The organism is Microcoleus sp. FACHB-SPT15 (assembly GCF_014849525.1).
Taxonomy (GTDB): domain Bacteria; phylum Cyanobacteriota; class Cyanobacteriia; order Cyanobacteriales; family Coleofasciculaceae; genus Symplocastrum; species Symplocastrum torsivum.
On the sequence record NZ_JACJNU010000070.1, the window covers coordinates 36,261 to 60,804 of the forward strand.

General features: G+C 45.6%; 23 protein-coding genes. 6 read left to right on the plus strand and 17 right to left on the minus strand.

The window, feature by feature from the left end; translation table 11 throughout:
• The first annotated feature begins 232 nt into the window (after positions 1–232).
• Complete coding sequence (chlP, locus tag H6F98_RS30455; protein WP_192222486.1) at positions 233–1,456, plus strand: geranylgeranyl reductase; 1,224 nt, start codon at positions 233–235, stop codon at positions 1,454–1,456.
• Positions 1,457–1,620: 164 nt separating this feature from the next.
• Here the strand turns inward: chlP and H6F98_RS34735 are convergent, their stop codons facing one another.
• Positions 1,621–1,689 (minus strand): hypothetical protein, encoded by a 69-nt coding sequence (locus H6F98_RS34735; protein ID WP_396814260.1) that lies wholly within the window; start codon positions 1,687–1,689, stop codon positions 1,621–1,623.
• A gap of 140 nt (positions 1,690–1,829) precedes the next feature.
• Positions 1,830–2,576: a response regulator transcription factor gene (locus tag H6F98_RS30465; RefSeq protein ID WP_192222487.1), complete on the minus strand. Its 747-nt coding sequence runs from the start codon at positions 2,574–2,576 to the stop codon at positions 1,830–1,832.
• Positions 2,577–2,842: 266 nt separating this feature from the next.
• Between H6F98_RS30465 and H6F98_RS30470 the strand changes: the two genes are divergently transcribed.
• Positions 2,843–3,910 (plus strand): YheT family hydrolase, encoded by a 1,068-nt coding sequence (locus H6F98_RS30470; RefSeq protein WP_192222747.1) that lies wholly within the window; start codon positions 2,843–2,845, stop codon positions 3,908–3,910.
• 19 nt (positions 3,911–3,929) lie between these two features.
• Here the strand turns inward: H6F98_RS30470 and H6F98_RS30475 are convergent, their stop codons facing one another.
• Together H6F98_RS30475 and H6F98_RS34295 are read right to left on the minus strand one after the other, a co-directional pair.
• Positions 3,930–4,553 (minus strand): type I restriction endonuclease, encoded by a 624-nt coding sequence (locus H6F98_RS30475; RefSeq protein ID WP_192222488.1) that lies wholly within the window; start codon positions 4,551–4,553, stop codon positions 3,930–3,932.
• Positions 4,554–4,635: 82 nt separating this feature from the next.
• Entirely contained in the window at positions 4,636–4,755 is a 120-nt protein-coding gene (locus tag H6F98_RS34295) for an AAA-like domain-containing protein (RefSeq protein ID WP_192222489.1), read from the minus strand.
• Between the two features lie 295 nt (positions 4,756–5,050).
• Between H6F98_RS34295 and fghA the strand changes: the two genes are divergently transcribed.
• The gene (fghA, locus tag H6F98_RS30485; protein ID WP_192222490.1) at positions 5,051–5,902 is read left to right on the plus strand and encodes an S-formylglutathione hydrolase; all 852 of its coding nucleotides are present in this window, start codon (positions 5,051–5,053) and stop codon (positions 5,900–5,902) included.
• A gap of 93 nt (positions 5,903–5,995) precedes the next feature.
• On the opposite strand, the gene H6F98_RS30490 is transcribed toward fghA, so the two are convergent.
• A complete protein-coding gene (locus H6F98_RS30490; RefSeq protein ID WP_192222491.1) occupies positions 5,996–6,199 on the minus strand; it encodes a hypothetical protein in 204 nt (67 codons plus the stop codon).
• 478 nt (positions 6,200–6,677) lie between these two features.
• Here H6F98_RS30490 and H6F98_RS30495 point away from each other — a divergent pair, with 478 nt between their 5' ends.
• Both H6F98_RS30495 and H6F98_RS30500 read left to right on the plus strand, forming a co-directional pair.
• Positions 6,678–7,304: a TenA family protein gene (locus H6F98_RS30495; protein ID WP_192222492.1), complete on the plus strand. Its 627-nt coding sequence runs from the start codon at positions 6,678–6,680 to the stop codon at positions 7,302–7,304.
• Between the two features lie 657 nt (positions 7,305–7,961).
• A complete protein-coding gene (locus H6F98_RS30500) occupies positions 7,962–8,519 on the plus strand; it encodes a hypothetical protein (RefSeq protein WP_192222493.1) in 558 nt (185 codons plus the stop codon).
• 269 nt (positions 8,520–8,788) lie between these two features.
• Here H6F98_RS30500 and nuoK read toward each other — a convergent pair whose 3' ends face one another.
• From nuoK to H6F98_RS30525, 5 genes are all read right to left on the minus strand, one after another.
• Positions 8,789–9,100: an NADH-quinone oxidoreductase subunit NuoK gene (nuoK, locus tag H6F98_RS30505; RefSeq protein ID WP_192222494.1), complete on the minus strand. Its 312-nt coding sequence runs from the start codon at positions 9,098–9,100 to the stop codon at positions 8,789–8,791.
• 39 nt (positions 9,101–9,139) lie between these two features.
• Positions 9,140–9,763 (minus strand): NADH-quinone oxidoreductase subunit J, encoded by a 624-nt coding sequence (locus H6F98_RS30510; RefSeq protein WP_192222495.1) that lies wholly within the window; start codon positions 9,761–9,763, stop codon positions 9,140–9,142.
• A 311-nt stretch (positions 9,764–10,074) separates the two neighbouring features.
• Positions 10,075–10,680, minus strand: coding sequence for an NAD(P)H-quinone oxidoreductase subunit I (ndhI, locus tag H6F98_RS30515; protein ID WP_192222748.1), 606 nt, complete (start codon positions 10,678–10,680; stop codon positions 10,075–10,077).
• Between the two features lie 93 nt (positions 10,681–10,773).
• Positions 10,774–11,892, minus strand: a complete 1,119-nt coding sequence (nuoH, locus tag H6F98_RS30520; RefSeq protein ID WP_192222496.1) for an NADH-quinone oxidoreductase subunit NuoH — start codon at positions 11,890–11,892, stop codon at positions 10,774–10,776.
• Positions 11,893–12,105: 213 nt separating this feature from the next.
• Positions 12,106–12,963 carry an Rpn family recombination-promoting nuclease/putative transposase gene (locus tag H6F98_RS30525; protein ID WP_192222497.1) on the minus strand — a complete coding sequence of 286 codons (858 nt, stop codon included), beginning with the start codon at positions 12,961–12,963 and terminating at the stop codon, positions 12,106–12,108.
• A gap of 218 nt (positions 12,964–13,181) precedes the next feature.
• Here H6F98_RS30525 and H6F98_RS30530 point away from each other — a divergent pair, with 218 nt between their 5' ends.
• A complete protein-coding gene (locus H6F98_RS30530) occupies positions 13,182–13,880 on the plus strand; it encodes a M48 family metallopeptidase (RefSeq protein WP_206759692.1) in 699 nt (232 codons plus the stop codon).
• Between the two features lie 145 nt (positions 13,881–14,025).
• On the opposite strand, the gene H6F98_RS30535 is transcribed toward H6F98_RS30530, so the two are convergent.
• From H6F98_RS30535 to H6F98_RS30565, 7 genes are all read right to left on the minus strand, one after another.
• Positions 14,026–15,162, minus strand: a complete 1,137-nt coding sequence (locus tag H6F98_RS30535; RefSeq protein WP_192222499.1) for a citrate synthase — start codon at positions 15,160–15,162, stop codon at positions 14,026–14,028.
• 217 nt (positions 15,163–15,379) lie between these two features.
• Positions 15,380–15,877 carry a phosphohistidine phosphatase SixA gene (gene sixA / locus H6F98_RS30540; protein WP_192222500.1) on the minus strand — a complete coding sequence of 166 codons (498 nt, stop codon included), beginning with the start codon at positions 15,875–15,877 and terminating at the stop codon, positions 15,380–15,382.
• Positions 15,878–15,925: 48 nt separating this feature from the next.
• Positions 15,926–17,191: a bifunctional oligoribonuclease/PAP phosphatase NrnA gene (locus tag H6F98_RS30545; protein ID WP_192222501.1), complete on the minus strand. Its 1,266-nt coding sequence runs from the start codon at positions 17,189–17,191 to the stop codon at positions 15,926–15,928.
• A 605-nt stretch (positions 17,192–17,796) separates the two neighbouring features.
• A complete protein-coding gene (locus H6F98_RS30550; protein WP_192222502.1) occupies positions 17,797–18,294 on the minus strand; it encodes an HNH endonuclease in 498 nt (165 codons plus the stop codon).
• Between the two features lie 45 nt (positions 18,295–18,339).
• Positions 18,340–19,890: an adenylate/guanylate cyclase domain-containing protein gene (locus tag H6F98_RS30555; RefSeq protein WP_192222503.1), complete on the minus strand. Its 1,551-nt coding sequence runs from the start codon at positions 19,888–19,890 to the stop codon at positions 18,340–18,342.
• 536 nt (positions 19,891–20,426) lie between these two features.
• The gene (locus H6F98_RS30560; protein ID WP_192222504.1) at positions 20,427–21,506 is read right to left on the minus strand and encodes a diguanylate cyclase domain-containing protein; all 1,080 of its coding nucleotides are present in this window, start codon (positions 21,504–21,506) and stop codon (positions 20,427–20,429) included.
• Positions 21,503–24,472, minus strand: coding sequence for a GAF domain-containing hybrid sensor histidine kinase/response regulator (locus H6F98_RS30565; protein WP_192222505.1), 2,970 nt, complete (start codon positions 24,470–24,472; stop codon positions 21,503–21,505). The genes H6F98_RS30560 and H6F98_RS30565 overlap by 4 nt, the downstream gene beginning before the upstream one ends.
• Positions 24,473–24,544 lie beyond the last annotated feature (72 nt).

Here is a 24,544-nt window from a genome sequence, read left to right on the forward strand (position 1 = left end):
GGTCATAACTAGGAGTTTAGACTGTTCAATCAGTTCAGAGGCGAAAAGCTCTGGATTACTACGCCTGTTTTTGAAGATCGCTGATTAGTCACCCCACTAATTGTTAAGCTGTGTTGCGCTTAGTTGTTAAGGTGTATTTCAACTTGAGCGGATATCTAACGATGTTGGTTAGATAACCCGAAAGTCCGTGATACCATGCAGTCCGTAGCTCAAAGATTGATTGGGAGAAAACATGCCAGCACTAAGGGTTGCTGTTGTTGGATCAGGCCCAGCAGGCTCTTCTGCCGCCGAGACTTTAGCAAAAGCTGGAATCGAAACGTTTTTGTTTGAGCGCAAGCTCGACAATGCTAAGCCTTGTGGCGGTGCAATTCCACTGTGTATGGTGAGTGAGTTTGACCTACCACCAGAAATCATTGACCGACGGGTGAGAAAGATGAAGATGATCTCACCGTCAAATGTCGAAGTCGATATCAATATTGAAAAAGAACACGAATATATCGGGATGTGCCGCCGTGAGGTGCTTGATGGCTTCATGCGCGATCGCGCCGCCAAATTAGGGGCAAAGTTGATTAATGGCACAGTTCACAAACTTGATATTCCACTCAAAGATTCCGATCCCTATATTCTTCACTACGCTGACCATTCAGACGGGAGTTTGGAAGGAACGCCCAAGACACTGAAAGTAGACCTTGTGATTGGTGCCGATGGCGCGAATTCCCGTGTCGCTAAAGCGATTGATGCTGGGGATTATAATTATGCGATCGCCTTCCAAGAGCGAATTCGTCTGCCAGAAGACAAGATGGCGTACTACGAAGACCTAGCTGAAATGTATGTCGGTAACGATGTCTCCACCGACTTCTACGCCTGGGTTTTCCCCAAATACGACCACGTTGCCGTTGGTACTGGCACGATGAAGGTCAACAAAGCCGACATCAAAAAACTGCAAGCGGGTATTCGCGCTCGTGCTGCAAAACGCCTAGCTGGTGGTGAAATTATTAAAGTTGAGGCTCACCCAATTCCTGAACATCCCAGACCCCGCCGTGTTGTTGGTCGGGTGGCTCTCGTGGGAGATGCCGCTGGTACGGTTACGAAGTCTTCCGGTGAAGGCATCTACTTTGCCGCAAAATCCGCCCGGATGTGTGCAGAGACGATTGTTGAAACCTCCAATGGTGGGACTCGCATTCCTACAGAAGCCGACCTCAAGCTCTACCTGAAGCGTTGGGATAAGAAGTACGGCATCACCTACAAAGTCCTGGATATTCTACAAACTGTCTTCTATCGCTCCGATGCCACTCGTGAAGCGTTTGTAGAGATGTGCGCTGACCGAGATGTCCAACGGCTAACCTTCGATAGCTACCTCTACAAAACGGTAGTTCCAGCTAATCCTCTCATCCAGATGAAGATTACCGCTAAGACTATTGGTAGCTTGCTGCGAGGCAGTGCCCTTGCGCCTTAAGGGTAAGGGGTTTACAAGTTAGCAAAGCAACTAAAAAGAGCTTATTGCTTCTGAAACGACTTGAAATTTTCTTTAATTAAGCCAGTGTTTAGATGTCTTTACCTATCTATCACTGGCTTTTTGTATGAAGTCACAGATATTGCTCTAAACAACAGCAAACTCAGTTAAAGAACGAACTTTTGGGGATGGAACGCCAGCACAATATCGCTAAATGGAACTCCTGCCTTTAACAAGTCAGTGGCAATGCCATTTTTTCAAGACTGCTCCTCAGCCCTCAAGTTTTGCCTTGTTGCTTAGCAATTCCTTGCGGCTTGAGCTTTCCTAAAATTAAGCCAATGTTCAGGTCTATCTTGTTGCTAAATGATTACTACGTTCAGTCTTGGATTGTCACCGAGTCGGCATTTGTCGTTTGCTGCTCACCATTGGGCAACTCTAAGCAGTAACCTGCTCCGTATACTGTCTTGATATACCGAGGATGGCGTGGATCAGGCTCTAGCTTGGTTCTCAGATGGCGGACATGAACCCGGATTGTTTCGATGTCGTCATCGGGATCGTAGCCCCAGACTTCCTTGAGGATTTCGCTTGGAGAAACGGTTTGACCATGGCGCTGGAGTAGGCAATGTAGTAGCTCAAACTCCAGATGCGTCAGTTTTACCGTCACATCAAACCAAATTGCCTCAAACCGTTCTGGCACGAGGGTCAAAGGCCCGTAGTTAAGAATTTCTGCGTGCTTCGCCGCTTGGGGAATCCGATCTGTGCGTCGTAGCAAGGCTCGCACCCGTGCCAGCATTTCTTCAAGCTCAAAGGGCTTCGTCAGGTAATCATCGGCACCAGCGTTAAAGCCTTCTACCTTATCTTGGGTTTGACCCAAGGCTGTCAGCATCAGTACCGGAATATCAGCAGTGCGCTCATCCCGGCGAAGTCGTTGACAGACGGTGAAGCCATCTACCTTGGGCAGCATCAAGTCAAGCATGATCAGGTCTGGCTGAAGTTGCAGGGCTAGCGCCTGACCCTTGATGCCATCCGCTGCTTGATTAACTTCGTAACCAGCCATCTCCAAGTTGATGGAGACTAATTCTGAAATTGCAGGGTCGTCGTCGATGACGAGTATCCGGGGCATCACTTAAGAGGTTGATTTGAGGTGTGTTTGTTAACGTTCAATAAGAACTGGAAAGGAAAAGTCAGAATACTTCACCGATTATAATGGCTGATTCTAAATTATTTCTAAAGAATATGTAGGAATTCAAAATATTCTGAGGTACAAGCTAAGATTTGCAAGCCTTTTAGCCCTAAGCAAGCGAATTGATTCTTGTTTTCATCATTTCTTTAACCGCGAGTGACTGTGAACAGTCAGTCATGTTTGTCCTCAAACTTTACTATTCCTTTATGACCCATCCTGTCTACACTCCCCCTTGGTGGCTTGCAAATGGTTTGTCAATGACTCTCTACACGTCTTTGCGGGGTAGTCGTGATTACAAAAAGTTCGCGATAGACCCGGAACCGACTTACCAAGAGAAAATCTTTACCGGGGCTTCTGGAGTGCCGATTTTTGGGATTGTTGCCATACCGGAGAACCCTAGAGCCACGATTGTTGGCACCTATGGGATTACAGGCGATTTGGATAACCAGTGGTTTCTAAGGCTACTAGGGCGTAAGGCATTTGCAAGAGGGTATGCCGTGGCTCTCTTCGACTGGCGTGCCCACGGCAAAACGGCTGATTTATCTCCGACGTTGACTTCTGATGGCTTATACGAGGGAGAAGATTTTGTCCGCATTGCGGCAGAGGCTAAGGCAATGGGTTGTCCAGCCCCTTTTTGGTTTACAGGGTTCTCTCTGGGGGGACAACTGGCGCTATGGGGTGTTAAAGCGGCACAAACACTTACCACCTGGGGGCAGGATTTAGAGCTTCTTGAGTCAGAAATTGGTGGTGGTGCGGTGATTTGTCCAAGTTTGGATTCCAATCGATCGCTAAATTATTTAGTCAAAGACAGATGGGGCAGACGTTTAGAACAAGCGATCGCAAAACAACTCAAAAAACTAGCTTGGCGGATTTATGAGGCTCACCCTGGAAAAATAGACCGAGACGCGATCGAACGAGCTAATAGTATTTGGGGTTTCGATAATGAACTGGTAATTGAGCGATTAGGCTTCTCCTCGGTAGAAGAGTACTACGACGCTAGCAGTGGTCTGCATCTGTTACCTCAACTCAAAAAACCAACTCTAATTTTATATGCTGCCGACGATCCCTTGTTTGAGCCAACGATTGTCCCGGACTTGCAAGCTGCCTGTGCTAACAACCCAGCAATTGACTTGATGCTAACCGCTTACGGTGGTCATGTTGGCTATATCAGTAGCCAAGCTTGCCAGCGTCAGTTTAAAGACCCTGATTGCTGGTGGGCATGGAATCGAGTTTTGGAGTGGTGCGATCGGCAGATGATGATTGAGGGGAAGTAGGGGGAGAGGATTGGTAATTTTATTGGTTGACTAAGTGACCAAGCCGCTTTAACACTCTCAGAACGGTATACAAATCATCTCTGCTATCAAGAGCGAATAGATACGACGGGGCATACTTCGGGGTGCCTTGTTTTGTAAGTTTCAAGAATCTAAATTCAATACCATTCGTGACAAATCCAAATGCGGGTTTTTCAGAATTAGGATTACCCAGCATATAAGTTAGCGCTTGCGGTATGCCCACCTCTAAAGAGTATTTTGCAGCTTTTGCCTCAATCACAAGTATCCAAAACTGAGGGGTAAAAACCAGGAGGTCAAGCCGTCCCTTCACAAGAGTTCCTTCATCATCGGACACAATTTCTACCTCTTTTTCAGCCGTAAGGTAAAACGGCGCACGATAAAAACCTGCCCATTTCAACAAGGGCGATAGCACTACGAGTTTGACTATAGGTTCGAGTATGGGATACCTAGATAGGTGGAGATAGTCTGCTTTTACCTCGTCTAGTGCTTGCTTTTCTGAATCCGTGAGTTCAGGTAAATCATCCTGCCACTCACTAAAGAACTGCTCATCATCACTGCGTTCTAAGCCAAATTTTTCGATTAAGTCGTTGAGATTTATATTTTGAGCTTGGATAGTTTGAACCATGAATTTATCTCCTTGGCGAATACTTGAGCATTATGACAATACAGGGCGCTGACTTCTCTCCTTAGTAAGGGGGCTAGGGGGGTCAAGATAAGCGATCGCAAAAATATCGAGCATACAAATAGCACCAAGGCTTCACTTCATTCCTCTCTACCCCCACCAACCCCAAACTTTGTAGCTTAAATTCCACTGATTCAGAGTTCACAACGTCAGCTCAATCAATCAACAGAAGAAGAGAACGACCAGTAAGATACAGGAGTTTTCATTCGCGTGAAGTACAGTATTTTATAGAAACACGGCGTATAGACATCTCGTTTAAGGATGATAGATCTCTTGCTTGCAATCAATTTTCGCCCCCCTGGTTCCCTCCAATTCTGGGGGGAACCTAAATTCTCGCGTCCCCCAATCTTGGGGGATTTAGGGGGCATTCCAGAATTTATGCAAGAGATTTTTTGATGATGATGCTGTGCCTCCAGAATTAATCCCTAGGAACCCTACTCATGTCCACAGCCCCTAATCTCGTCTCCGAAAATAAATGCTTCGGTGGTACGGTTGGTTTTTATAGCCATGACTCCCAAACCTGTAAGGGTGAGATGCGATTTTCTATCTACCAACCGTCCCAAGCGAAATCGGAACGGATTCCAGTTCTCTATTTCCTTTCAGGTTTAACCTGTACAGAAGAGAACTTCATGGCGAAGGGAGGAGCGCAGCAGTTTGCGACTAAGTATGGATTGATTATTGTTGCACCCGACACTAGCCCTCGCAACTCAGGCATTCCTGGTGAAGATGATGATTGGGATTTTGGGACAGGTGCTGGGTTCTACGTTGATGCAACTGTTGAACCTTGGGCAGGGCACTACCAGATGTACAGCTATGTTGTCCAGGAATTACCGGCTTTGATTGCTGAGCATTTCCCCGTAAAACCAGAGCGGCAAGGCATCTTTGGGCATTCGATGGGAGGTCATGGAGCCTTGATTTGTGCTTTAAAAAACCCTGAAAAGTACAAATCCGTTTCCGCATTGGCACCAATTGCGGCACCAATGCGTTGCCAGTGGGGTCAGAAAGCCTTCAGCAACTACCTCGGTTCTGACAAAGAAACCTGGCGTGCTTACGATGCTAGCGAACTGGTGTTGACATCTAGCTTTAAGCGTCCAATTCTCATTGATCAAGGTACGGTTGACCCATTTCTAGAAAAGCAGCAGTTGCTTCCTGAGGTATTTGAGGAAGCTTGTGAAAAGGTGGGTCAACCGCTAACCTTGCGCTTTCAGGAAGGTTATAACCATAGTTACTACTTTATCGCTAGCTTTATTGAAGACCACATTAATCATCATGCGGCGGCTTTGTGTGACTAAGCTTGCTAACGCTTGTTTGTCTCAAGTTGCGATCGCTTTTTCCAGTTTTCTGGGAGTGATGTATATCTCTCGGTCTAACTGAGCGATCGCATTTTACTCAGGGAAATCAGGAATAATCCACTGGGGTGGCTGCATCAGCTTCTTTCTTCGTGCTTCCTCAGCAATCTCCAACATATTGTCTAGAGAAGTCTCATTGATGAACTTTGATGCATCTGCGGCAAACTCCTTGTTTGGGCATTTATCACCTAAAATGCAGCCGTTGACGCAGGCTTCAGCACAGTTTACGGTAGATTCCACAGTAACCTCCTTGCTCTAATTCTCAGGATAATCAGAGAGCAGATTCTTCAATCGAGTTGGTAAAAGGCTTTTACCTAACTAAATTTTTCTTAATCCATGTTTATCTTCTCTTTATATAGCATTAAACGAATCACTACGTCCAAAGCTTCGTCGTCTCATTAACTTGCACCCAAAAAGACACACTACTCGTCGATGACTCGCATCACTTAATCTATAACAAAGCATCACTAGCCCTCATCTCCTTTGATCACCTGTAACTAAATAGAAATCACGACAATTGAAAATAGCCGTAGTTACTAGTTATTCGGTGGCGAGAAGGAGGTGTGTCGAATGTTAGAGAAGCTTGTGTTATCCATAATGGTTACGTTTTCCCTCTATCTATCTGTAGAATATAAATTTGGAACAGACCTAATCTCTTCAGTTATGCAACTGTTATCATCTCCTAATCAAACAGGGAATTCAGTTGCGATAAGCCAATATGACGATTAGCACAGATTTATGGCAGTTTAATCAAGACCTCGCACAAGCTTGTCTTGAAAACCCTTTTGTCCAAGGCATTGGTTCTGGTAGCCTTGACCGTTCTAAATTTGCCTACTACGTTGGTCAAGATGCCTTTTTCCTGGAAGCCTTTGCTCGTGCTTACAGTATTGCTGCGGCTAAAGCTCTCGATTGGGAAGGATTTAATACCTTTCATACGCTTGCTGGAGGGGTTCTCAAAGAACTGACACTCCATGAACGTTACGCTACAGAATGGGGAGTAGATTTGCGAAGCGTTGAACCCGCTATGGCAACACGTCGCTACACTGATTTTTTACTAGCAACAGCTTGGGGAAGTGATGTTGGGTTAATCACAGCCGCGATGACACCCTGTATGCGTCTGTATGCATTTTTAGGTCAAAAACTCGCTCAGGGTGGAATTCTAGAACATCAATATGCTGACTGGATTCGCACTTATAACGATGAGGAGATTGAGAAATTAGCTCAACAGTTAGAAAGTTTGACTGACCAGTACGCCACCCTCACTACCTCGGTAAAATCGACGTATCGCTATGCGATGTTGTGTGAGCAAGACTTCTTTCAAGCTGCATGGGATGTTGAGTCGTGACTCGTCAAATTCAACAGCGTACACTGCCATTTATAGGAATAAGCTATGTGCATTCAAGTTGCATTTTGCTCTTGAACGGGGAACAGAGAAGGGGTAGGATTTAAAGGAAGACTTCCCTTAGTCCTCCAATCTCAAGCGATAATTTCAATGGCTATTTGAAGGCTTATTAGCTTACAGGCATCGTCACAATTCTCTAAATTTTTGCCCATCCCTAACTTCTCTCGCCACATTAGAGCGGTTTGTGTCATCATGGGCTGTTAAAGAGTTTGGAAGTATAAACTTGATAACAGAACAAGAGCTTTGCACTGGTAAATCCGTACATCTAGTTCTAACTATGACAGCACTTAGGCAAGCCACGTCGGGTTACAGCGTTATGGTTTCTTGAGTTCACGCTAACTAACTGTAAAACTATGAAGTGATAACAAACTTAGAGCAAGTCAAGGCTATGTTAGCACTAGCCGTAGTTTAATCCTACAACACCTCAAACAGACTAGTGCAAGAAGGCAGGAGGCTCTTATGCAGAAGCAATATTGCTTGTACAGTAAGCCTTTTAGCCAATGTCCAACTGGATAGTTATTGCCGCCCCGCTGCACTAGAAGCCACCACCCTTGATATTGAACTAAGTTCGAGATGTCCTTGTGCCGCGCTCAAACTTTTATGCCACCAAAAAAACAAAACCGTAAAAAACTTGACCTAACTCATCTTGCCGGACTCACTACCCCTGTTACGTCTGAGCCGGACAAAGTGAATCAAGAGTTATCAGATAGTTCAGCCCAAGACTCTAGCGAAACGGCTGACGATGCCTCTAATCGCTTACCACTCAAGAGCGAGAACGTAGAGCAGTCTGTGCCTCAAGATAGCGAAGCTACGACAGAAGAGTCAGCAACTGCCAAGCCAGAAGCGGAGCCTTCTTCTCATGAAGACGTTGAGCTGAGTGACCGTCGCCAGGAGATTAAGAAGCCACAGCGCTCGGAATTCAAATCCTCAAAGATGCTCTCTTCTGTCACCAACACGAACGGTGAGGTCTTCAAGCCCGGAGATAGGATTCTAGCAAAATCTCCTTGGGGAGCAAGAGTCCCTGTGGAGATTAAGACTGTTTACCAAGACAGCGAGGGTAACACTTGGGCGCATTATCTTCCCAATGAGGAGCAATTGCCCTCTGGCTGGAGTTGGCTAGGAGGATGTACTCGCGCTACGCTCTTGCTGAAAGCTTGACTCAATTGTGAACTAGGGATTAGGGATTGGGTAATGCTGGTTCTCGGAGGTTCCCTCCAAGAAAGGAAGTTCTAGTCGTAGAGATGTTCCGCCGGAACGTCTCTACAAAGTTTTATGGGTTGCCGAAAAAGGGGGTAGCTGACTCGGATTGGTATGAAACATCAACAACTCTTGCGCCTATACCTTAAAACAACAACGCCCACCACTCTCGGTAGGCGCTTACATAACTATCAAACTTCCGCAATATGGACGTTAGTCTGGATATTAACTTACCACTTGAGGAGGTTAAATTGCTCCATATCAATCGTATCGCGGTTGCGGTAAATCGAAAGAATGATCGCTAAACCCACTGCCGATTCCGCCGCTGCTACAGTAATAACAAACACTGTAAAAACCTGACCTTTAATCTCTTGCGGGTCGATGAAGTTAGAGAACGCCATTAAATTCAGGTTCACGGCATTCAGTAGTAGCTCAATCGACATCAGCACTCGGACAGCATTGCGGCTAGTAATTAAGCCATAAATGCCAATACAAAACAGAGCAGCCGCTAAAAGTAAGAAGTATTGGAGTTGGAGTTGCATGAATCTTTACAGCTATAAAGAGAATTTGAATGAAGTGCCTTAACGTGCCCTTGGAGTCACACCACTTGATGACACCAGTTCGCGAGGACGCTCTGGCAAAGTCGAAGCGGCGCTTGCTTGGCTATCCTCAGGCATTAGCTCATCTGGAATGTAATCCCGACGGGCAAGGATAATTGCACCCACCATCGCCATCAACAATAGAACAGAAGCAAGCTCAAACGGTAGCAAAAAGTCGCTAAAGAAGTGCATACCCAGTTCCACAACCGAATTCTGTCCAACAACCGCAGGACCTGTGTAAATAGACCAAGGTGTTGCCAGTACCATTGTGCTGAGGAGCGCAAACAAACCGAGACAAACTAGAGCCGTTGACCCTTGGCGAATCCAGCGATTGGCGATCGGGGCAAAATCTTCTCGTTTGTTCACAAGCATGATGGCAAACAAAATCAGAACGTTGACTGCTCCCACGTAAATTAATATTTGTGCCGCCGACACAAAATCAGCATTCAGCAATAGATATAAACCAGCAATGCTCATGAAGACACCACCGAGTAAGAAAGCTGAATAGACGATGTTGGAAAGCAGGACAACTCCCAACGCTCCCGCTATCATCATCCCCGACAGTAGACCAAACGAAACAAACTGAACCCCTTCTGCTAGATTCACAGTGACTTAATCTCCTTGCAATGTGTTGTTACTCGCAATGCGCAACTTTGTGTTAACTTCAACCCTGAATATTTTCCCCTATAGCGCAGACTTTAAGGCTACTCCCAAAGTGAGTAGACGAGATATCTTCCCTACACAGGGTTGAGAAACGTTGCACAAAGCTTGAGCGTTGAAATGGGGATTGGGAGGATATGGACAAGGATTCAGACCCCGCCCAAATCCTTAAAGAAGTTCTTTCCCTTTCCCCTGTACCAGTTCGGCAATTCCTCTTTGTTCAGAAGAAGGGAATCCTCGCCGCAACCTGTTGAGGGCTATTTCGTCGCGGCTTCTTCTTCCTTAGGTTCTAGCTGCTTGGCAATTTCCTCTGGAGGCAAACCTGCACGCTTAGAGCCAGTTGGCAAATTATGGGGGTCCATCACACCTTTCGGCAGATAGGCAAACTCACGCAAGGGAGTCACCATCGGGTCTTGTGTCACCTTGTACGGTAGTCGTCCCATTGCCACGTTGTCAAAATTCAGTTCGTGGCGATCGTAGGTCGAAAGTTCGTATTCTTCCGTTGCGGACAGACAGTTAGTCGGGCAGTATTCGATGCAGTTAGCGCAGAAGATACAGACCCCGAAGTCGATGCTGTAGTGCTTGAGTTTTTTCTTTTTACTCGCTTTTTCAAACTCCCAATCGACTACTGGTAAGTTGATAGGACAAACCCGAACACAGACTTCGCAGGAGATGCACTTATCGAACTCAAAGTGAATCCGACCGCGAAAACGCTCAGAAGGGATAAGTTTTTCGTAAGGGTACTGCACGGTTACGGGACGCCGCTGCATATGGTCGAAGGTAACGGATAGACCTTGACCAATGTATTTAGCGGCTTGAACGGTTTCTTTGGCGTAGTCACCAACTTGTTTAAGGAACTTCAGCATAGTCTAAGTGTCTCTCTCTCTTTTTAAAGTCCTTTGTCAGTTGTCAGTTATTTTTTGCTGTCAATTGCGGTCTTCACAAATGACCACTGACTAACCGCCAAAGGCAAAAGGAAATGCTAATTTAAGTGCAGCGGTCAGTAGTAGATTGACCAAACCCACAGGCAATAGGAACTTCCATCCTAGATTAAGTAGCTGGTCAATGCGAACGCGGGGAAGTGTCCAGCGCAGCAGAACGGCAATAAAGACTAGGAAGTAAGCCTTGAGCAAGGTCATGGTAATTCCTAAAGCTGCCTCAATCACCTGGAACCAGGAACTGGTTTCACTGACACCCAGCCAGTTGGCGAGTTGGTGAATAGGAATTGGAAGTTCCCAACCACCGAGGTAGAGTACAGCAAACAGCAAGGCAGAGAGAACTAGGTTGATGTAGGAACCAATGTAAAATAGACCAAATTTCATACCAGCGTACTCGGTCTGATAACCAGCAACTAGTTCTTCTTCTGCTTCCGGAAGGTCAAAAGGTAGTCGCTCACATTCTGCTAGGGCAGCAATCCAGAAGATTAAGAAGCCTATTGGTTGACGCCAGATGTTCCAGCCAAGAATGCCATAACCTGATTGCTGCTCAACAATGTCGATGGTACTGAGGCTATTGGACATCATGACAACAGCGAGTATGGCTAGTGCTAGAGGAATTTCATAGCTAATAGACTGTGCTGCTGCTCTCAAGCCTCCTAGTAGCGAGTACTTATTGTTAGAGGCATAACCCGACATTAGTAAGCCAATTGGCGCAATGCTAGACAGGGCAACCCATAAAAAGATGCCAATGTTGACATCTGTAATCACCAGGTTCTGTCCAAAAGGCACAACTAGGTAGGACAGAAACACGGGGATAACGACAAGGATTGGTCCGAGGGTAAAGAGCCATGGGTCAGCCTTCGCTGGGACAACATCTTCCTTGAAGACTAGTTTCAGACCATCTGCCACGGGCTGGAGAACACCCAAAGGCCCAGCAAATTCAGGACCAATTCGCTGTTGCGCGGCAGCAGAAATCTTCCGTTCTAGCCAGACGACCACGAGGACACCCACAGTGGCACCGATAATCATTAAAAACATCGGTAACGGCATCCAAATGGCTTTGGCGGCACCTGCTGGGATGCCCAAGTCCCTGAGTGATTGAATAAAGGTTCCTTGTAGGTCAATTCCTGGATTCATGTTTACCAATCCGACTATTTACTTAGGCAAGATAAATCTAAGATCGAATAAAGCGATCAGTAGCTTTGTGAAGATTCTTTTACAGCCTCAATGCTTAGTATATCGTTGGATGGTTATCCGCCCAGCAAGCCACTTAAGAATTTCTACTTATCAAGTCGGTTAGTTTTTCTTTTTACTTCTTATAAATTGCACTCCTGTCTATAACTTTCATAGTTATTGTTGATGCTCATCTAACCAGAGAGTTAAATCTGTTATCGCTGAGAAATCTAAAAGCGCCTCACTCAACTCCTCCAAGTGAAGGTTGGATAAGCTCTGAATCCGCTCTTGAGTTGTTGGATCGACTGAACCAAAACGACGGGTTAGCTGACGGATAATTAGCGTCGCCTCTCCTTCCGCTCTACCTATTAAGCGCCCGAAGCGCTCTCCTTGTCGTACTCCCTCTTGGAGAATTTCTTGGTAGATTACCGATTCCTTCACGATGTCCTCCCGAAACACCTGTTTAATTAACTCTTTCTCAAACCGCAGACCCGCTAGGATTTGTACGGAGGCGGAAACATTCTGTCGCTGCTCCTGTGATTCAATGATAGCGACCTGTTCTGCTACTTGCTCTAGCAATGCTTGAGGTGAGTCTGTCTGAGCTAAAACGGCTAGTGGCAAAAGAGCGATATCTCTCATAAAAAATGCTGGCTCTTGCTCCCACATCCGGATTACTCGATATTGATGCCGAGTGTTACCGACTTCAAATTGTTGAGTATATGCGGCTTCTGATGTGGTGGTTTTGAGAAAGATAACGACTTGTTTGATGGGGCAACGATACTGCCGATACAGCCGCACCCAATAGTCGAGCATTCTAAATGGTAGTGAAGGATTGGAGGCTGGAAGGGTTTGGAATTCCAGGTGCAGGATTTGGTTGGTGGTTTGCAGCAGGGTAAGGGAATCGACGCGAATCGGTTCGACGTTCAGTTCGGTTTTGAGTACCTGGATGTCGGTAGTTGAGTCTGAGAGTAGCCAGCGAACAAAGTTAGTTGGGTACTTTTCTGCAAGATATTTACAAATGTTGTCGTAAGCCAATGAGCAGGTGTTGAGATACTACTTTGGCTAATTTACTGGGTAATGGTGACGGAGCGATCGCTTAGGAATTTTTGCCAAATGTTCCTCTCTGCTTTAGATCAGGGAATTCTTGAATTAAGGTTAATTTCTCAGATCCTTGACTCTACTTGTTATGACTCAGCCGAATCTTCTTGAACTTGCCAAGCAGGGTGATGCAAAGGCGATCGCCACCCTAACTTTTGCTTGCACCTAGCCTTGGCTTGGTTATTGTGATGTTAGGTGCCTCCGCCTTCTGGATTAAAATCCGCCAAGGTCAATTACTTGGTAAGGGGGTTAAGGTATCAGAACATCAGCTACCTGAAGTTCATCAAGCTGCTCTAGTAGCTTCTGAGCGGCTATGCATGAGAAAGCCAGATGTATTTGTCATACAAAGTCCAATAATTAATGCCTATGCAACAGGATTTCTTGATGATAGAAAAACAGTTGTTCTTCACTCTGCCTTAGTCGAAGCTATGGATGAGGATGAGCTTCTTTCAATAATCGGTCATGAATTTTCTCATATCAAATGTGATCACACAAATTGGATTGTCTTAACCAATACAGCAGAAAATGTAGCCAAGATACCTATAGTATCCGACATTATAGGGTTCATTTTCTTGCTATGGTCGAGAAAGTGCGAATATACCTGTGATAGAGGTGGACTGCTTTCTAGCCGTAATCTTAAAGCTTCAACATCAGCATTGGCTAAGTTAGCTGTTGGGAAACAACTTTTTGAAAGAATGAATTTAGATGCCTTATTGGAGCAAAAGAAAGATGTTGATGCCAGTGACACATCAAGACTCTCAGAACTTTTTGAAACTCACCCTCACATCATCAATAGAATACATGAGCTGAAAAAGTTTTACGAATCGGACTTATACACAAAGCTTACGGCATAGAATGATTGCTCATACGCCTAATACAACTAACAAGTATTTGGGCAGCAGTGGTAAACAGCTACTAAAAACGCAATTAATTAAGCGATTGCTCTTAGCTAATTAGCTAAAAAGCGATCGCTTTTCTGAGTCTCAGAGATTCCTACCCCTAGCGTTCCTCGATAGGAACGTAGTCAGCGTTATGAATCCCGTTATAGATTTGGGTAGGGCGGAAAATACGGTTTTCTGCCAATTGTTCTTTCCAGTGAGCAAGCCAACCCGCTACACGCGCGATCGCAAATACTGGTGTAAACAAGTCTGTAGGAATGCCCAATTTGCGGTAAACGACACCCGAATAGAAATCTACATTTGGGTAGATACCTCTATGACCCAGTTTTTCTTCTACTGCCCGTTCTAACTCCACCGCAATGTCATAGTACTTATCGTGACCAAACTTCTCAAACAGTTTCTCTGCTAGGTCTTGAAGAATCGTTGCTCGTGGGTCTTTCACCTTGTAAACACGATGACCAAACCCCATAATTTTGGATTTTCGCTGCAAACAATCATCCAAATAGGGGCGAACATTTTCCACGGAACCAATTTCTTCCAGCATTGTGATCACTTCTTCATTGGCTCCCCCATGTAAGGGACCAGCCAGAGTGCCCACTGCTGAAGCAACCACAGCATAAGGATCAGTCAGGGTCGATGCCGTGACCATTGCGGAGAAGGTAGAAGCATTGATTGTATGTTCTGCGTGCAGGGTCAAGCAGACATCAAAGATATGAGCAGCGAGAGGGTCGGGTTCTCGCTCATTGAGCATGTACAAGAAGTTTGCCGCATAGTCCAAGTTATCGTTTGGACGTACAGGGTCATTGCCTTTTCGCATCAACTGGAAGGCAGCAACCATTGTTGGGATTTTCGCCAATAATCGCACTACAGCTTCCCGGATGTAGTCAGGGTTATCCAAAGCGCGTTTAGAGTAAAAAAGACCCAGTGCTGCCGCAGAAGCTTGCAGGGCATCCATCGGATGACCTGTTTCGGGGAAGCACTTCATCATGTCCCGAATCCGATACTTGACTCGTCGATGATGGAGAATCTCTTCTTCAAAAGCAGTGAGTTCTTCCTTCGTCGGCAACTCACCCCAGATGAGAAGATACGAGGTTTCCAGGAAAGTACTTTTTGTTGCGAGGTCTTCGATGCGAATACCACGATACTCCAATATTCCCTTTTGTCCATCGACATAGCTGATACTGGATTGAGCGGCGGGAATACCTTCTAGACCTGGCTTGTATTCGCAGACAGTCATGTTGCCACCGAATAAGTGTGAAACGTTCTCAGGCTAACTTATCAGAAACTTCTATATTAGTCGTCGATGTTACAAATATAATTAACTCGCCTTCAGAGAAAAAAGGATTGGTAAGTTTCCCTGATTGTGCTGTACCGGACAGTACAAGACAATATTTTATCTAGAACCGCTATTTTCCAATTCTCGATTCCCAATTCCCAGTTCCCAATCCCCCACCTCACAACAACCACTTAGGCGAGGTCAGCAAAAACAGCTCACTCTGACCTATGGGCATTTTGGCTTCTGGAAGATTTAAGCCAATGACTCCAGCTTTCTTGAGGACAAACTTTTCTTGGGTAGTGCCACACACTAGCGTTTCCGCCCAGTTGCCTAAATCTGGTTGATGACCAACCAGCGCTAAACATTTGTTACTTGTACCGTTTTCCCATCGTTCCTCTAGCCAACTGACCCAGGCGTGGATGTCACCATCAGGAGCAAGATTGGTAAATTCTTCAACCTGGGAACTAAGACCAGCCTCTTGGAGGATCGTGGCAGTTTCTCGTGCGCGTACCAAGGGACTCGTCAAAATCAGGTCGAAACGTAGTCCATGCTTACGCAGTTGCTTTGCTACTTTTTCTGTTTTCTTACGCCCTTTATCGGTAAGTGGACGCTCTTCATCATTGGCGTAAGTCTCTCGCTCAGCCGCTATGCCGTGGCGAATTAAATACAGTTCCATAATTACGCCGATCTCATGGTGTCTAATCTAAAGTTCAAAATTGTCTAGTTAAGTTTGAATGAGATTGTCTTCTGGATTAACCAATCGTAGAAGTTTTTGCTTGATTTGGATATCAAACACTTCCCACTTCAGCTTGGCGTACTCCGCGTTGTCATTAAAGCTACCCAAAAACCCGATGGGGATTTCAAAGCCGCCTGCCATCATGCGACCACCACCAAAAAAGCGCCCAGTACGATCCTGACCAAAGGCTTCTTTGATGAATTCGTCGGGATCGAGGGTGAGTTTGTTGGTTCTTAAAGAACCAATTACAACTTCTAGTTCTTCGTCTTCGTCGTGAACAATTCCGTAAACCACAGCCGTGTGGACGTTTTCTTCAGTAACAAGAAAGTCTGCGGCTTGGGGAATGGCATCTCGGTCTTCGTAGCGAAGATAACCAACACCAGCGATCGAGAAGTTATTGTACACCTTTCGATTTTTGAGCGATCGCTCAATCACATCCATTACACGACGCGATCGCGATGTTTGCAGTACAGCATTGAGCAGTTGGGAGTCGTAGAAGCGGCTAAGGTATCCTGCCGCCATAAAATCTTCTTCTTCTGCCTGCATCAACCGATTCGTATCTGACCGCAAACCATGCATTAAGGCAGTCGCACACTTGACGTGTTCACTGATGTTGCTGTCTAGTTTCAGTAACCCTGCCTGAAGGTACTGGGTCAAAATTGTTGCCGTGGCTTTTGCTTGAGGGCGAACGTCGGCAAATTCTGCCTTCAGATCACCTTGAATGCTGTGATGGTCAATCAGTACGACCAGGGGGAGAGCTACCTGCTGGATCAAGGACATTAGCTGCGTCGTTGTTCCCTGATTGTCAATCAAAACATAGCCTTGATAAACAGATAAATCCCGCTCCTTCAAGCTTGGAATACTCCAGCGTTTTGCAGGTAAGTTTGTTAACTTGACTAGAGCAATATTTTCTTGGTGAGAGAGAGTACCCGCGTAGACAATATCGCATTGAATGCCATGCTGCTGGGCAATGAGTTGGTAAGCCCAAGCGCTAGAGAGAGCATCCGGGTCTGGGAAGTCTTGAATGACGACGAGTTGGCGCTCTGAGCGGTGACGTTCTAACGTCTGTCGTAGGTTTCTTATTGTTGGCTCTGATGAGGCTTCTAGCCACCGTTTCTCACGGGAACTACTAAAGTTACTACTGGGTGGTTTCTTAGCTACCTCTGTCAGTAGAGCATCATCAGTAACTGCATCTGCCTTAGGCATAGCGGTTTGGAGAGAGTTATCGAGAGGCGTAAGCGAATTCGATGGCATGTCGTGTTGGGGTTAGGAGATTCGTGCTGTCGCTAGCGCTGCATTTATCGTGGTGTCTACAGCGGATGGTTAAACATTATGTGATCGACACCCCTCCATTTTCGCAAAGTAAGCCGTTAGCCAGATCCTCTCTTAGGTCGAATCTTCGACATTGACTTTGCTGGATCTGTGGTGACGTACCTCTACACTTCCCTTGCGGGTAAGTGTAGGCTTCTCCTCCGAGATTTCCCGTCGCGTTTGATACTGAAATTTCTATCTAAACTCTACTAAATCGCAGAATGTTAGGTAAGTAGGCACAATTAAACCTATACTTATCCTTCTAGGGACTAGGGAGGGGTTAAGAAAGCGACGGCGAACTTTGCCCAGTCCCTAATCCCCAATCACACTCAACCCCAAGAATGTTTATTTCCAGCAACCTACTTAAATTGAAGGGTACTGACTTAAGAGCCTGGAAATACATTTCCGGCTCAAAGCTGATGTAAGCTTTAGCTTACTACATCAGCCTTTCAACCCGTTTTAACGAGTTTTAGCTTTTAGCCCGTTCGCGTTCGCGAAGCGTTCTCGAAGAGTACTTTTGTTCAGGGCTTAAGTTAGTACCAACATACTTAAATCCCGATTACATACTTCCGCCACTCTTGATGTAGACCACCCTTGACGTGTTTAGCGACTTCAAAGTGAAGACTGCTGTAGGGTTTACGAGGCTGATGTCGTAGCGTCATGTTGGCTTCTTTCGGAGTACGGCTACCTTTTTTGACATTGCAGCGCACGCAGGCTGTAACAATGTTTTCCCAGGTATCACCTCCCTGACGCGATCGAGGAATTACATGATCTAGAGTTAAATCGTCACCCGTATAGCCGCAGTATTGACAGGAGTGACCATCACGGTGGAGGATATTTCGGCGGGTCAGAGGTATTTCCTTGTAAGGAACTCTGACATAGTGACGCAGCCGAATAACTGTAGGGAGAGGAAACTCTTCGTAGACGTATTTGCCGTTGTGTTCAACCTGCTCCGCTTTCCCTTTGATCAACAAGACAACCGCCCTTCTCCAGTTGGTGATGTTGAGCGGTTCGTAGGAGGCGTTTAACACCAGAACCTTGCCCATTTGTGATCGCGATTAAGAGAATATTTTCCCAGATAGTAACACAGGTTACTCAGGCTCGGTTATAGGATGCTGTTTTATTGGATCAGACAAATCATCAGGATCTAGCGATTTTGGACCAATCAGGAGATAGGTCGTCATTTCTCCCTTACCTTTGACCTGAATTGGAGAACGCTCTTCAAATACAAACTCGTCTTTCAACCGTTCGTAGGTGGCGGCGCTAACTTGAATACAACCTGGCAAACCATGGGATTCCATCCGAGAGGCAGTATTTACTGTATCTCCCCAAAGGTCATAGCTAAATCGTCTAATACCGATGACACCAGCGACGACAGGACCACTGTTAATGCCAATTCTAAGATGAAATGATTCACCAAGTTCCGTATTCAATTGAGCGATCGCTGCTTGCATATCCAATGCCATTTGTGCGATCGCTTGGGCATGGTCGGGACGGGGTGTTGGTAAACCAGCAACAACCATATAAGCATCGCCAATCGTCTTAATTTTCTCTATATCAAGCTGCTCCGCGAGTCGGTCAAATCGTGAGAAAATAATATTGAGAATCTCTACGAGTTCCGTGGGAGAGGTTTGGGTTGAGTACTCAGTAAAGTCCACCAGATCGGCAAACAGAACTGTGACTTCCTCAAAACTTTCTGCGATCGTGCGCTGACTTCGTTTCAAACGCTCTGCCACAGCTTGGGGCAAGACATTGAGCAGCAAGAGTTCGGCTTTTTTTCGAGCTAAACGTAAAGACACTTCCGCCTGTCGGCGCTCTGTAACGTCAGAAACACTGCCTTCGTAGTAGTCCAAACTACCATTACTATCTCTGACAGCGCGTATATTCTCCGAAATCCAAATAATACTGCCATCTTTGCGATAGACCTGAGATTCCATGTCAGCTAACGTATCGTACTTCTGCATGAAGGTTGCTAAATCTTCACGTCGCATCGGTTCGACATACAACTGCTGTGTGATATTCGTAACCTGAGTCATTAGGTCGTCTGGTGAATCGTAACCATAAATCTTTGCTAAGGCTGGATTAGCAGTAATATATCGTCCGTCTGGTGTCGCTTGGTAGATGCCTTCAGTGGCATTTTCAAAGATGCTACGATACTTTGCCTCTGCTTGTTGGAGTGATTGCTCTGCTCGTTGTTTTTCTTGAATTTCCTGTTGCAACTGCTCATTTTGCAATTGGAGTTTCTTTTGCAGGTTCCGGAGTGCTAGGTGAGTGCTGACTCTAGCTTTTACTTCTTCCTGTTGCACTGGCTTAGTAACAAAATCTACCGCGCCTAAATTAAACCCTTTAACCTTATCTACAGTTCCGGACAGCGCCGTCATAAAAATTACGGGAATATCTTGAGTTGAAGGATTTGCTTTTAGACGACGACAAGTTTCAAATCCATCAATTCCTGGCATCATTACATCTAATAAGATAAGGTCGGGATGGGCATATTCAACTTTCTGGATCGCACTCTCTCCATCCTGAGCAACTAAAACTTTAAAGCCAGAATCTGTTAAAAAATCGAACAAAACGCCCAGATTTGTCGGTTTGTCATCAACGATAACGATAACACCTTTGCTATAATTGTCATCATTCATTTCAGTAAAATTTTCTTGATCATGTAGATAATTAACATTAAGATTTAACATCGAGTTTACTCAATAGATTGCATGAAGTGTTTAACATTCTTATGGTTACCTGTTAGTTTTTATGATTGCCAAAAAACCAATGCGATACTTCAGTAATAAGCTACATCTAAAGACTATTGATAGTTTATGATTCATTGTAGTCGTTCAACTGAAATTCTTGAGAGTGGCTTCCTTTTATAGGTGGGGTAAGAATCCTTATCTATGATTGTCTTGTGAACTCCAGCCAGTTCCTCCATTCTCCCCTCCTTTCAAAGCAACTGCACTTTGGTAGCGGGACAATTAATTACACCCCTACTGACAAATAACCCAGATCGATAAGCCTCTAGCCTTAGCAAAGCAGTACTTTACTCATAAGCAAAATGAAATCTCGCCTAGTGGCTCTCTTAGGAAGCTAGTAATGTAACAAGATTTGGTATGAGAATACGGTCAAGTAGATGCACTCATTATGAAAAGACTACAACCTGTAAAGGAGAAGTTGCTATAGCCTAGATATTTTGTTGTGTTTGCTGCTGTATTGCCGTGGTATTCCAGTAAACACAACGTTCTAAATTTTGAGTATGGCTAAAGCGGATAAAAACAGCGCGATCGCGTCCTGACGCTTTAGCTCGATACAGTGCCTGATCAGCAACCGCAATCAGTTGTTCTGGACAGCAGTTATGGCAGGGAATCGTAAATGAAACACCGATACTCAGCGTGACATACTGGCTGATTGAGGAACTGGGATGAGCGATCGCCAACGCTGTCACTGAGGAACGAATTTGTTCTGCAACTTGGAGAGCGCCTTGTCCGTGGGTATTTGGCAGAATCACCGCAAATTCTTCTCCCCCATAACGCGCCACTAAATCAGCCGGACGCTTGACAGCACGCTTCATCGCTTGAGCAACCTGATGCAAACATTCATCTCCCGCTTGATGACCCCTACTATCGTTATAGAGCTTAAAAAAATCAACATCACACAACAGTAAAGACAACGGCAACTGCTCCCGCGCCAAGATACGCCACCATTGGTTCAAGCATTCATCAAATCGACGCCGATTCGCAAGCTGAGTCAAGCTGTCTAGAGTGGCTAATCTGGAGAGTTCCTCATTAGCCTCTTGTAGCGCGGCTTCTGCCTGATGACGCTGCTGAATTTCCTGTTGCAGTTGCTCATTTTGCGCTTGAAGACTGCGCCGAAGCTTCTGGATCGTTAAGTGAGTCGTGACACGCGCAAGAATAATTTCCTGCTGAGTCGGCTTGGTGATATAGTCCACCGCCCCAAGCTGAAACCCTTTGACGACTACAGAGGTTTGGGAAAGGGCAGACATAAAAATCACTGGGATGTCTTGAGTTGACTGATTTGCCTTCAAGCGGCGATAGGTTTCAAACCCATCAATCCCAGGCATGATTATGTCCAACAGAATGACATCTGGACAAGTATGTTTGACTTTCTCAATAGCGCTTTCTCCATCGGGAGCCATTAAAACTTGAAAGCCGGCCATCGTCAAAAAATCAAACAACGCCTCCAAACTGCTAGGGCTGTCATCGACGATCAGGATTGTCCCTTTGTCAGGCTGTTGGACACTCATGCATTTTCCGCCTTATACCTTCTCACAAATTCTAGAATTTGTTTTTCCTGAAAGCCCTTAGCCAGTTGACGTAGTTGTTGTGCAAATGGCATAAATTGTTGATCCAATTGCTCAATTCTCTTGGCTTGCTCCAGTATTCCTCGAATGTCGCCCATCATGGCAAGTTCATACAAGGCATTAATTTCATCTGTAGGTGGAGCGATAAGAACATTCCCTTCCCCATTTAGGTTTTGGGGAACTGTACAGGCAGTAGGCGATTGAGCGAGAAAATCCTGTGCAAGAGAGTTTTGCGGAACTAACCTGGCGCGAGTGGGCGCAATTCCTTTTGAGTCAACGAAGGACTCTGGAAGCGGTTGGTTAGACGCTTCATCAAGCGGTTCCAACTCTAAATGCTGACTTAGCTGTTCTAAAAGCTTTTGAGCCTGAACAGGCTTAGAGATAAAACCCTCACAACCCGCCACCAAGGACTTTTCTTGATCGTCGTCAAACGTACTTGCTGATGTGGCAATGATAATCAGATCTCTGTGATTTGGTAACTGCCGTAGTCGTCTTGCGACCTCAAAACCGTCTAATCCCGGCATCACCATGTCAAGCAAAATCACATCAGGCTTAACTGCAAGTACCTGATTGAGACAGTCTTGACCGTCTATCGCTTCTATGACTTCAAACCCCAAAGGCGAGAGAAGGTCAACCAGAACAGACCGATTTTCCCACTTATCGTCCACTACCAGCACCCTGTACTTCTCTTCTTTTAACCCAAGGTGATTACCAACGCCCACCTTTGGGGTTTCAGCCCATTCCGAAACGGCTGGTAAATCTAAATCCAGCCAGAAAACGCTGCCTTGACCTAATGTGCTTTTAACATTTAGTTCAGCACCCATTAACTGTACGAGTTTTTGGCTAATTGCCAGACCTAACCCAGTCCCTTCAACCCGGCGCGTTGGGTCGCCAATTTGATGGAACGGCAAAAAGATTTCGGCTAATTGCTCTGGTTCCATCCCGATACCTGTGTCTTCGACAATGAAGCGCATTTTGTAAGTAGGGGGGATTGAGGATTGGGAATTGGGGATTGAGGGCTGGGAAGATGCCCAAATGTAAGGAGATTCTATAGAGATGTTCTCCGGATTAGAGTCTCTCCCTATCGGGCTATCCTCTTTCCCATTCCCCATTCCCCATTCCCCATTCCCTCCTGCATAGCCAACTTTGAAGGTTACCCCACCTGTATCGGTGAATTTAACGGCATTGCCTAGGAGGTTAATCAAGACTTGCCGCAGGCGCCTTTCATCTCCCATCACACGGGAAGGTAGAGTGGACAGTGGTTGATAACGAAAGAAAATATTTTTTTGTTCGGCACCGATACGGACAATTTGGACGATGCTCTCCAGAAACTGAGGCAAGTTAAAATCACTCAGGTAGAGTTCCATTTTCCTGGCTTCGATTTTGGAGAGGTCGAGGATGTCGTTGAGCAGGGTAAGTAAGTGTTCGCCACACTGCTGAATGATGCCGACTTGTTCCTGTTGTTTAGTCCCTAGACTCGGTTCTCGTTTGAGGATTTGGGCGTATCCCAAAATGCCGTTCAAGGGGGTACGCAATTCATGGCTCATGTTTGCCAAGAATTCGGTTTTAGCACGATTAGCGACTTCAGCGGCAACCTTAGCTTGTTTGAGGACAATCTCTGCTTGTTTCCGTTCGGTGATGTCTCGGTTGTACCAAATTCTGCCGTAGCAACTTCCTGAGGGAGAACACACCGAAACCGAGTAAAACTCAATAATGCGTCCATCCTTGAGTTTAAATTCGTTGTAGCTTGTTTTCGTGGGATGAGTATAGAAATCCTCTATCTTGAAAAATTCCTGCGGGTGTTCTAGTTGAGACATTAGCCACTGCCGCAGTTGTTGCTCATCGCTAGCTTGGATAAATTCAATAGGAATATGCCACAACTCACAAAAATGCTGATTGTACGAAGCAACTCGACGATTTTCGTCAAACACTAAAATGCCATCAATAGCTGCTTCTTGTTGAGCTTTGAGCATGACATTGCTGCGAAGTAAATCGTCCTGTTCACAAGAGCGCTCGATCGCGATTTTGGCAAGTTGTGTGGCAATCGTCTTTAGTTCTTGCTCATAATGGTTAGGGGTATGGGGTTCACTGTAGTACATCGCAAATGTAGCCAGCACCTTCCCTTCGGTGGAGAAGATTGGCCAAGATGAACAGGCTCTCAGTCCCTGAGAAAGTGCCAACTCCCGAAAATCCTTCCATAAGGGGTGAATTGCAATATCGTTGACGATTACAGGTTCCCCTCGATAGGCAGCCGTACCCTCCGAACCCGCAACTGCGCCAATCGACAGTCCATTGAGTACCTGGTTATAAGATTCTGGAAGATTGGGAGCAACACCGTGCCGTAGATTTACGCCATTTTTGTCGAGTAGAAGGAAGGAGCATCGGCATCCTGGAGATTGCTGCTCAATTAACTGCGTAAGGCGAGTCAGAATCTCAGAGAGCTTTGCACCTTTAGCAATCATTTCGAGGACATGATTTTGTCCTGATAACAAGGTTTTTTTTCGCTCGCATTCTTGGATATCACGACCTTCAGCCATTAATTTTACGACTTGCCCGGTTGCGTCTTTCAACGGCTTGAGCGAGAAATCAATGGTGATTATGACATCATCTGTTCTCTTGACATCTACGTCATAACGCACGAATTCCTCCGTCGCCGCTAGTGCGATCGCTTGACGCACTTGCTCTTGAGTTTCAGGAGAAATCGTCCACAACTTGGCTTCCCAAAATGGACGATTGATTACCTCTTCTAGTTTCTGCTCAGTGGCATTGGCTGGTGTTTGGTTTGCTTCTAGGAGGGTGCCATCCGTTGTCAGAAGTCCAATGAATTCAAAGCTATGGTCAAGATTCAGATTTGTCTGGGCAATCTTTTGAGCGAACGGTTGATTTTTCCGCAATGTCTCTTCTCCCATCTGATGAACCCTAATTTCCTCTATCTAACACATATTTCTTTTTTCTTAAATTCTTGCGATCGCTTCTTCCTC

Excerpts from the sequence above, each read along its gene's own strand:
- chlP (WP_192222486.1), top strand. The coding sequence starts at position 233 with ATGCCAGCACTAAGGGTTGCTGTTGTTGGATCAGGCCCAGCAGGCTCT.
- H6F98_RS30465 (WP_192222487.1), bottom strand. The coding sequence starts at position 2,576 with ATGCCCCGGATACTCGTCATCGACGACGACCCTGCAATTTCAGAATTA.
- H6F98_RS30470 (WP_192222747.1), top strand. The coding sequence starts at position 2,843 with ATGACCCATCCTGTCTACACTCCCCCTTGGTGGCTTGCAAATGGTTTG.
- H6F98_RS30475 (WP_192222488.1), bottom strand. The coding sequence starts at position 4,553 with ATGGTTCAAACTATCCAAGCTCAAAATATAAATCTCAACGACTTAATC.
- fghA (WP_192222490.1), top strand. The coding sequence starts at position 5,051 with ATGTCCACAGCCCCTAATCTCGTCTCCGAAAATAAATGCTTCGGTGGT.
- H6F98_RS30495 (WP_192222492.1), top strand. The coding sequence starts at position 6,678 with ATGACGATTAGCACAGATTTATGGCAGTTTAATCAAGACCTCGCACAA.
- H6F98_RS30500 (WP_192222493.1), top strand. The coding sequence starts at position 7,962 with ATGCCACCAAAAAAACAAAACCGTAAAAAACTTGACCTAACTCATCTT.
- nuoK (WP_192222494.1), bottom strand. The coding sequence starts at position 9,100 with ATGCAACTCCAACTCCAATACTTCTTACTTTTAGCGGCTGCTCTGTTT.
- nuoH (WP_192222496.1), bottom strand. The coding sequence starts at position 11,892 with ATGAATCCAGGAATTGACCTACAAGGAACCTTTATTCAATCACTCAGG.
- H6F98_RS30535 (WP_192222499.1), bottom strand. The coding sequence starts at position 15,162 with ATGACTGTCTGCGAATACAAGCCAGGTCTAGAAGGTATTCCCGCCGCT.
- sixA (WP_192222500.1), bottom strand. The coding sequence starts at position 15,877 with ATGGAACTGTATTTAATTCGCCACGGCATAGCGGCTGAGCGAGAGACT.
- H6F98_RS30545 (WP_192222501.1), bottom strand. The coding sequence starts at position 17,191 with ATGCCATCGAATTCGCTTACGCCTCTCGATAACTCTCTCCAAACCGCT.
- H6F98_RS30550 (WP_192222502.1), bottom strand. The coding sequence starts at position 18,294 with ATGGGCAAGGTTCTGGTGTTAAACGCCTCCTACGAACCGCTCAACATC.
- H6F98_RS30555 (WP_192222503.1), bottom strand. The coding sequence starts at position 19,890 with ATGAATGATGACAATTATAGCAAAGGTGTTATCGTTATCGTTGATGAC.
- H6F98_RS30560 (WP_192222504.1), bottom strand. The coding sequence starts at position 21,506 with ATGAGTGTCCAACAGCCTGACAAAGGGACAATCCTGATCGTCGATGAC.
- H6F98_RS30565 (WP_192222505.1), bottom strand. The coding sequence starts at position 24,472 with ATGGGAGAAGAGACATTGCGGAAAAATCAACCGTTCGCTCAAAAGATT.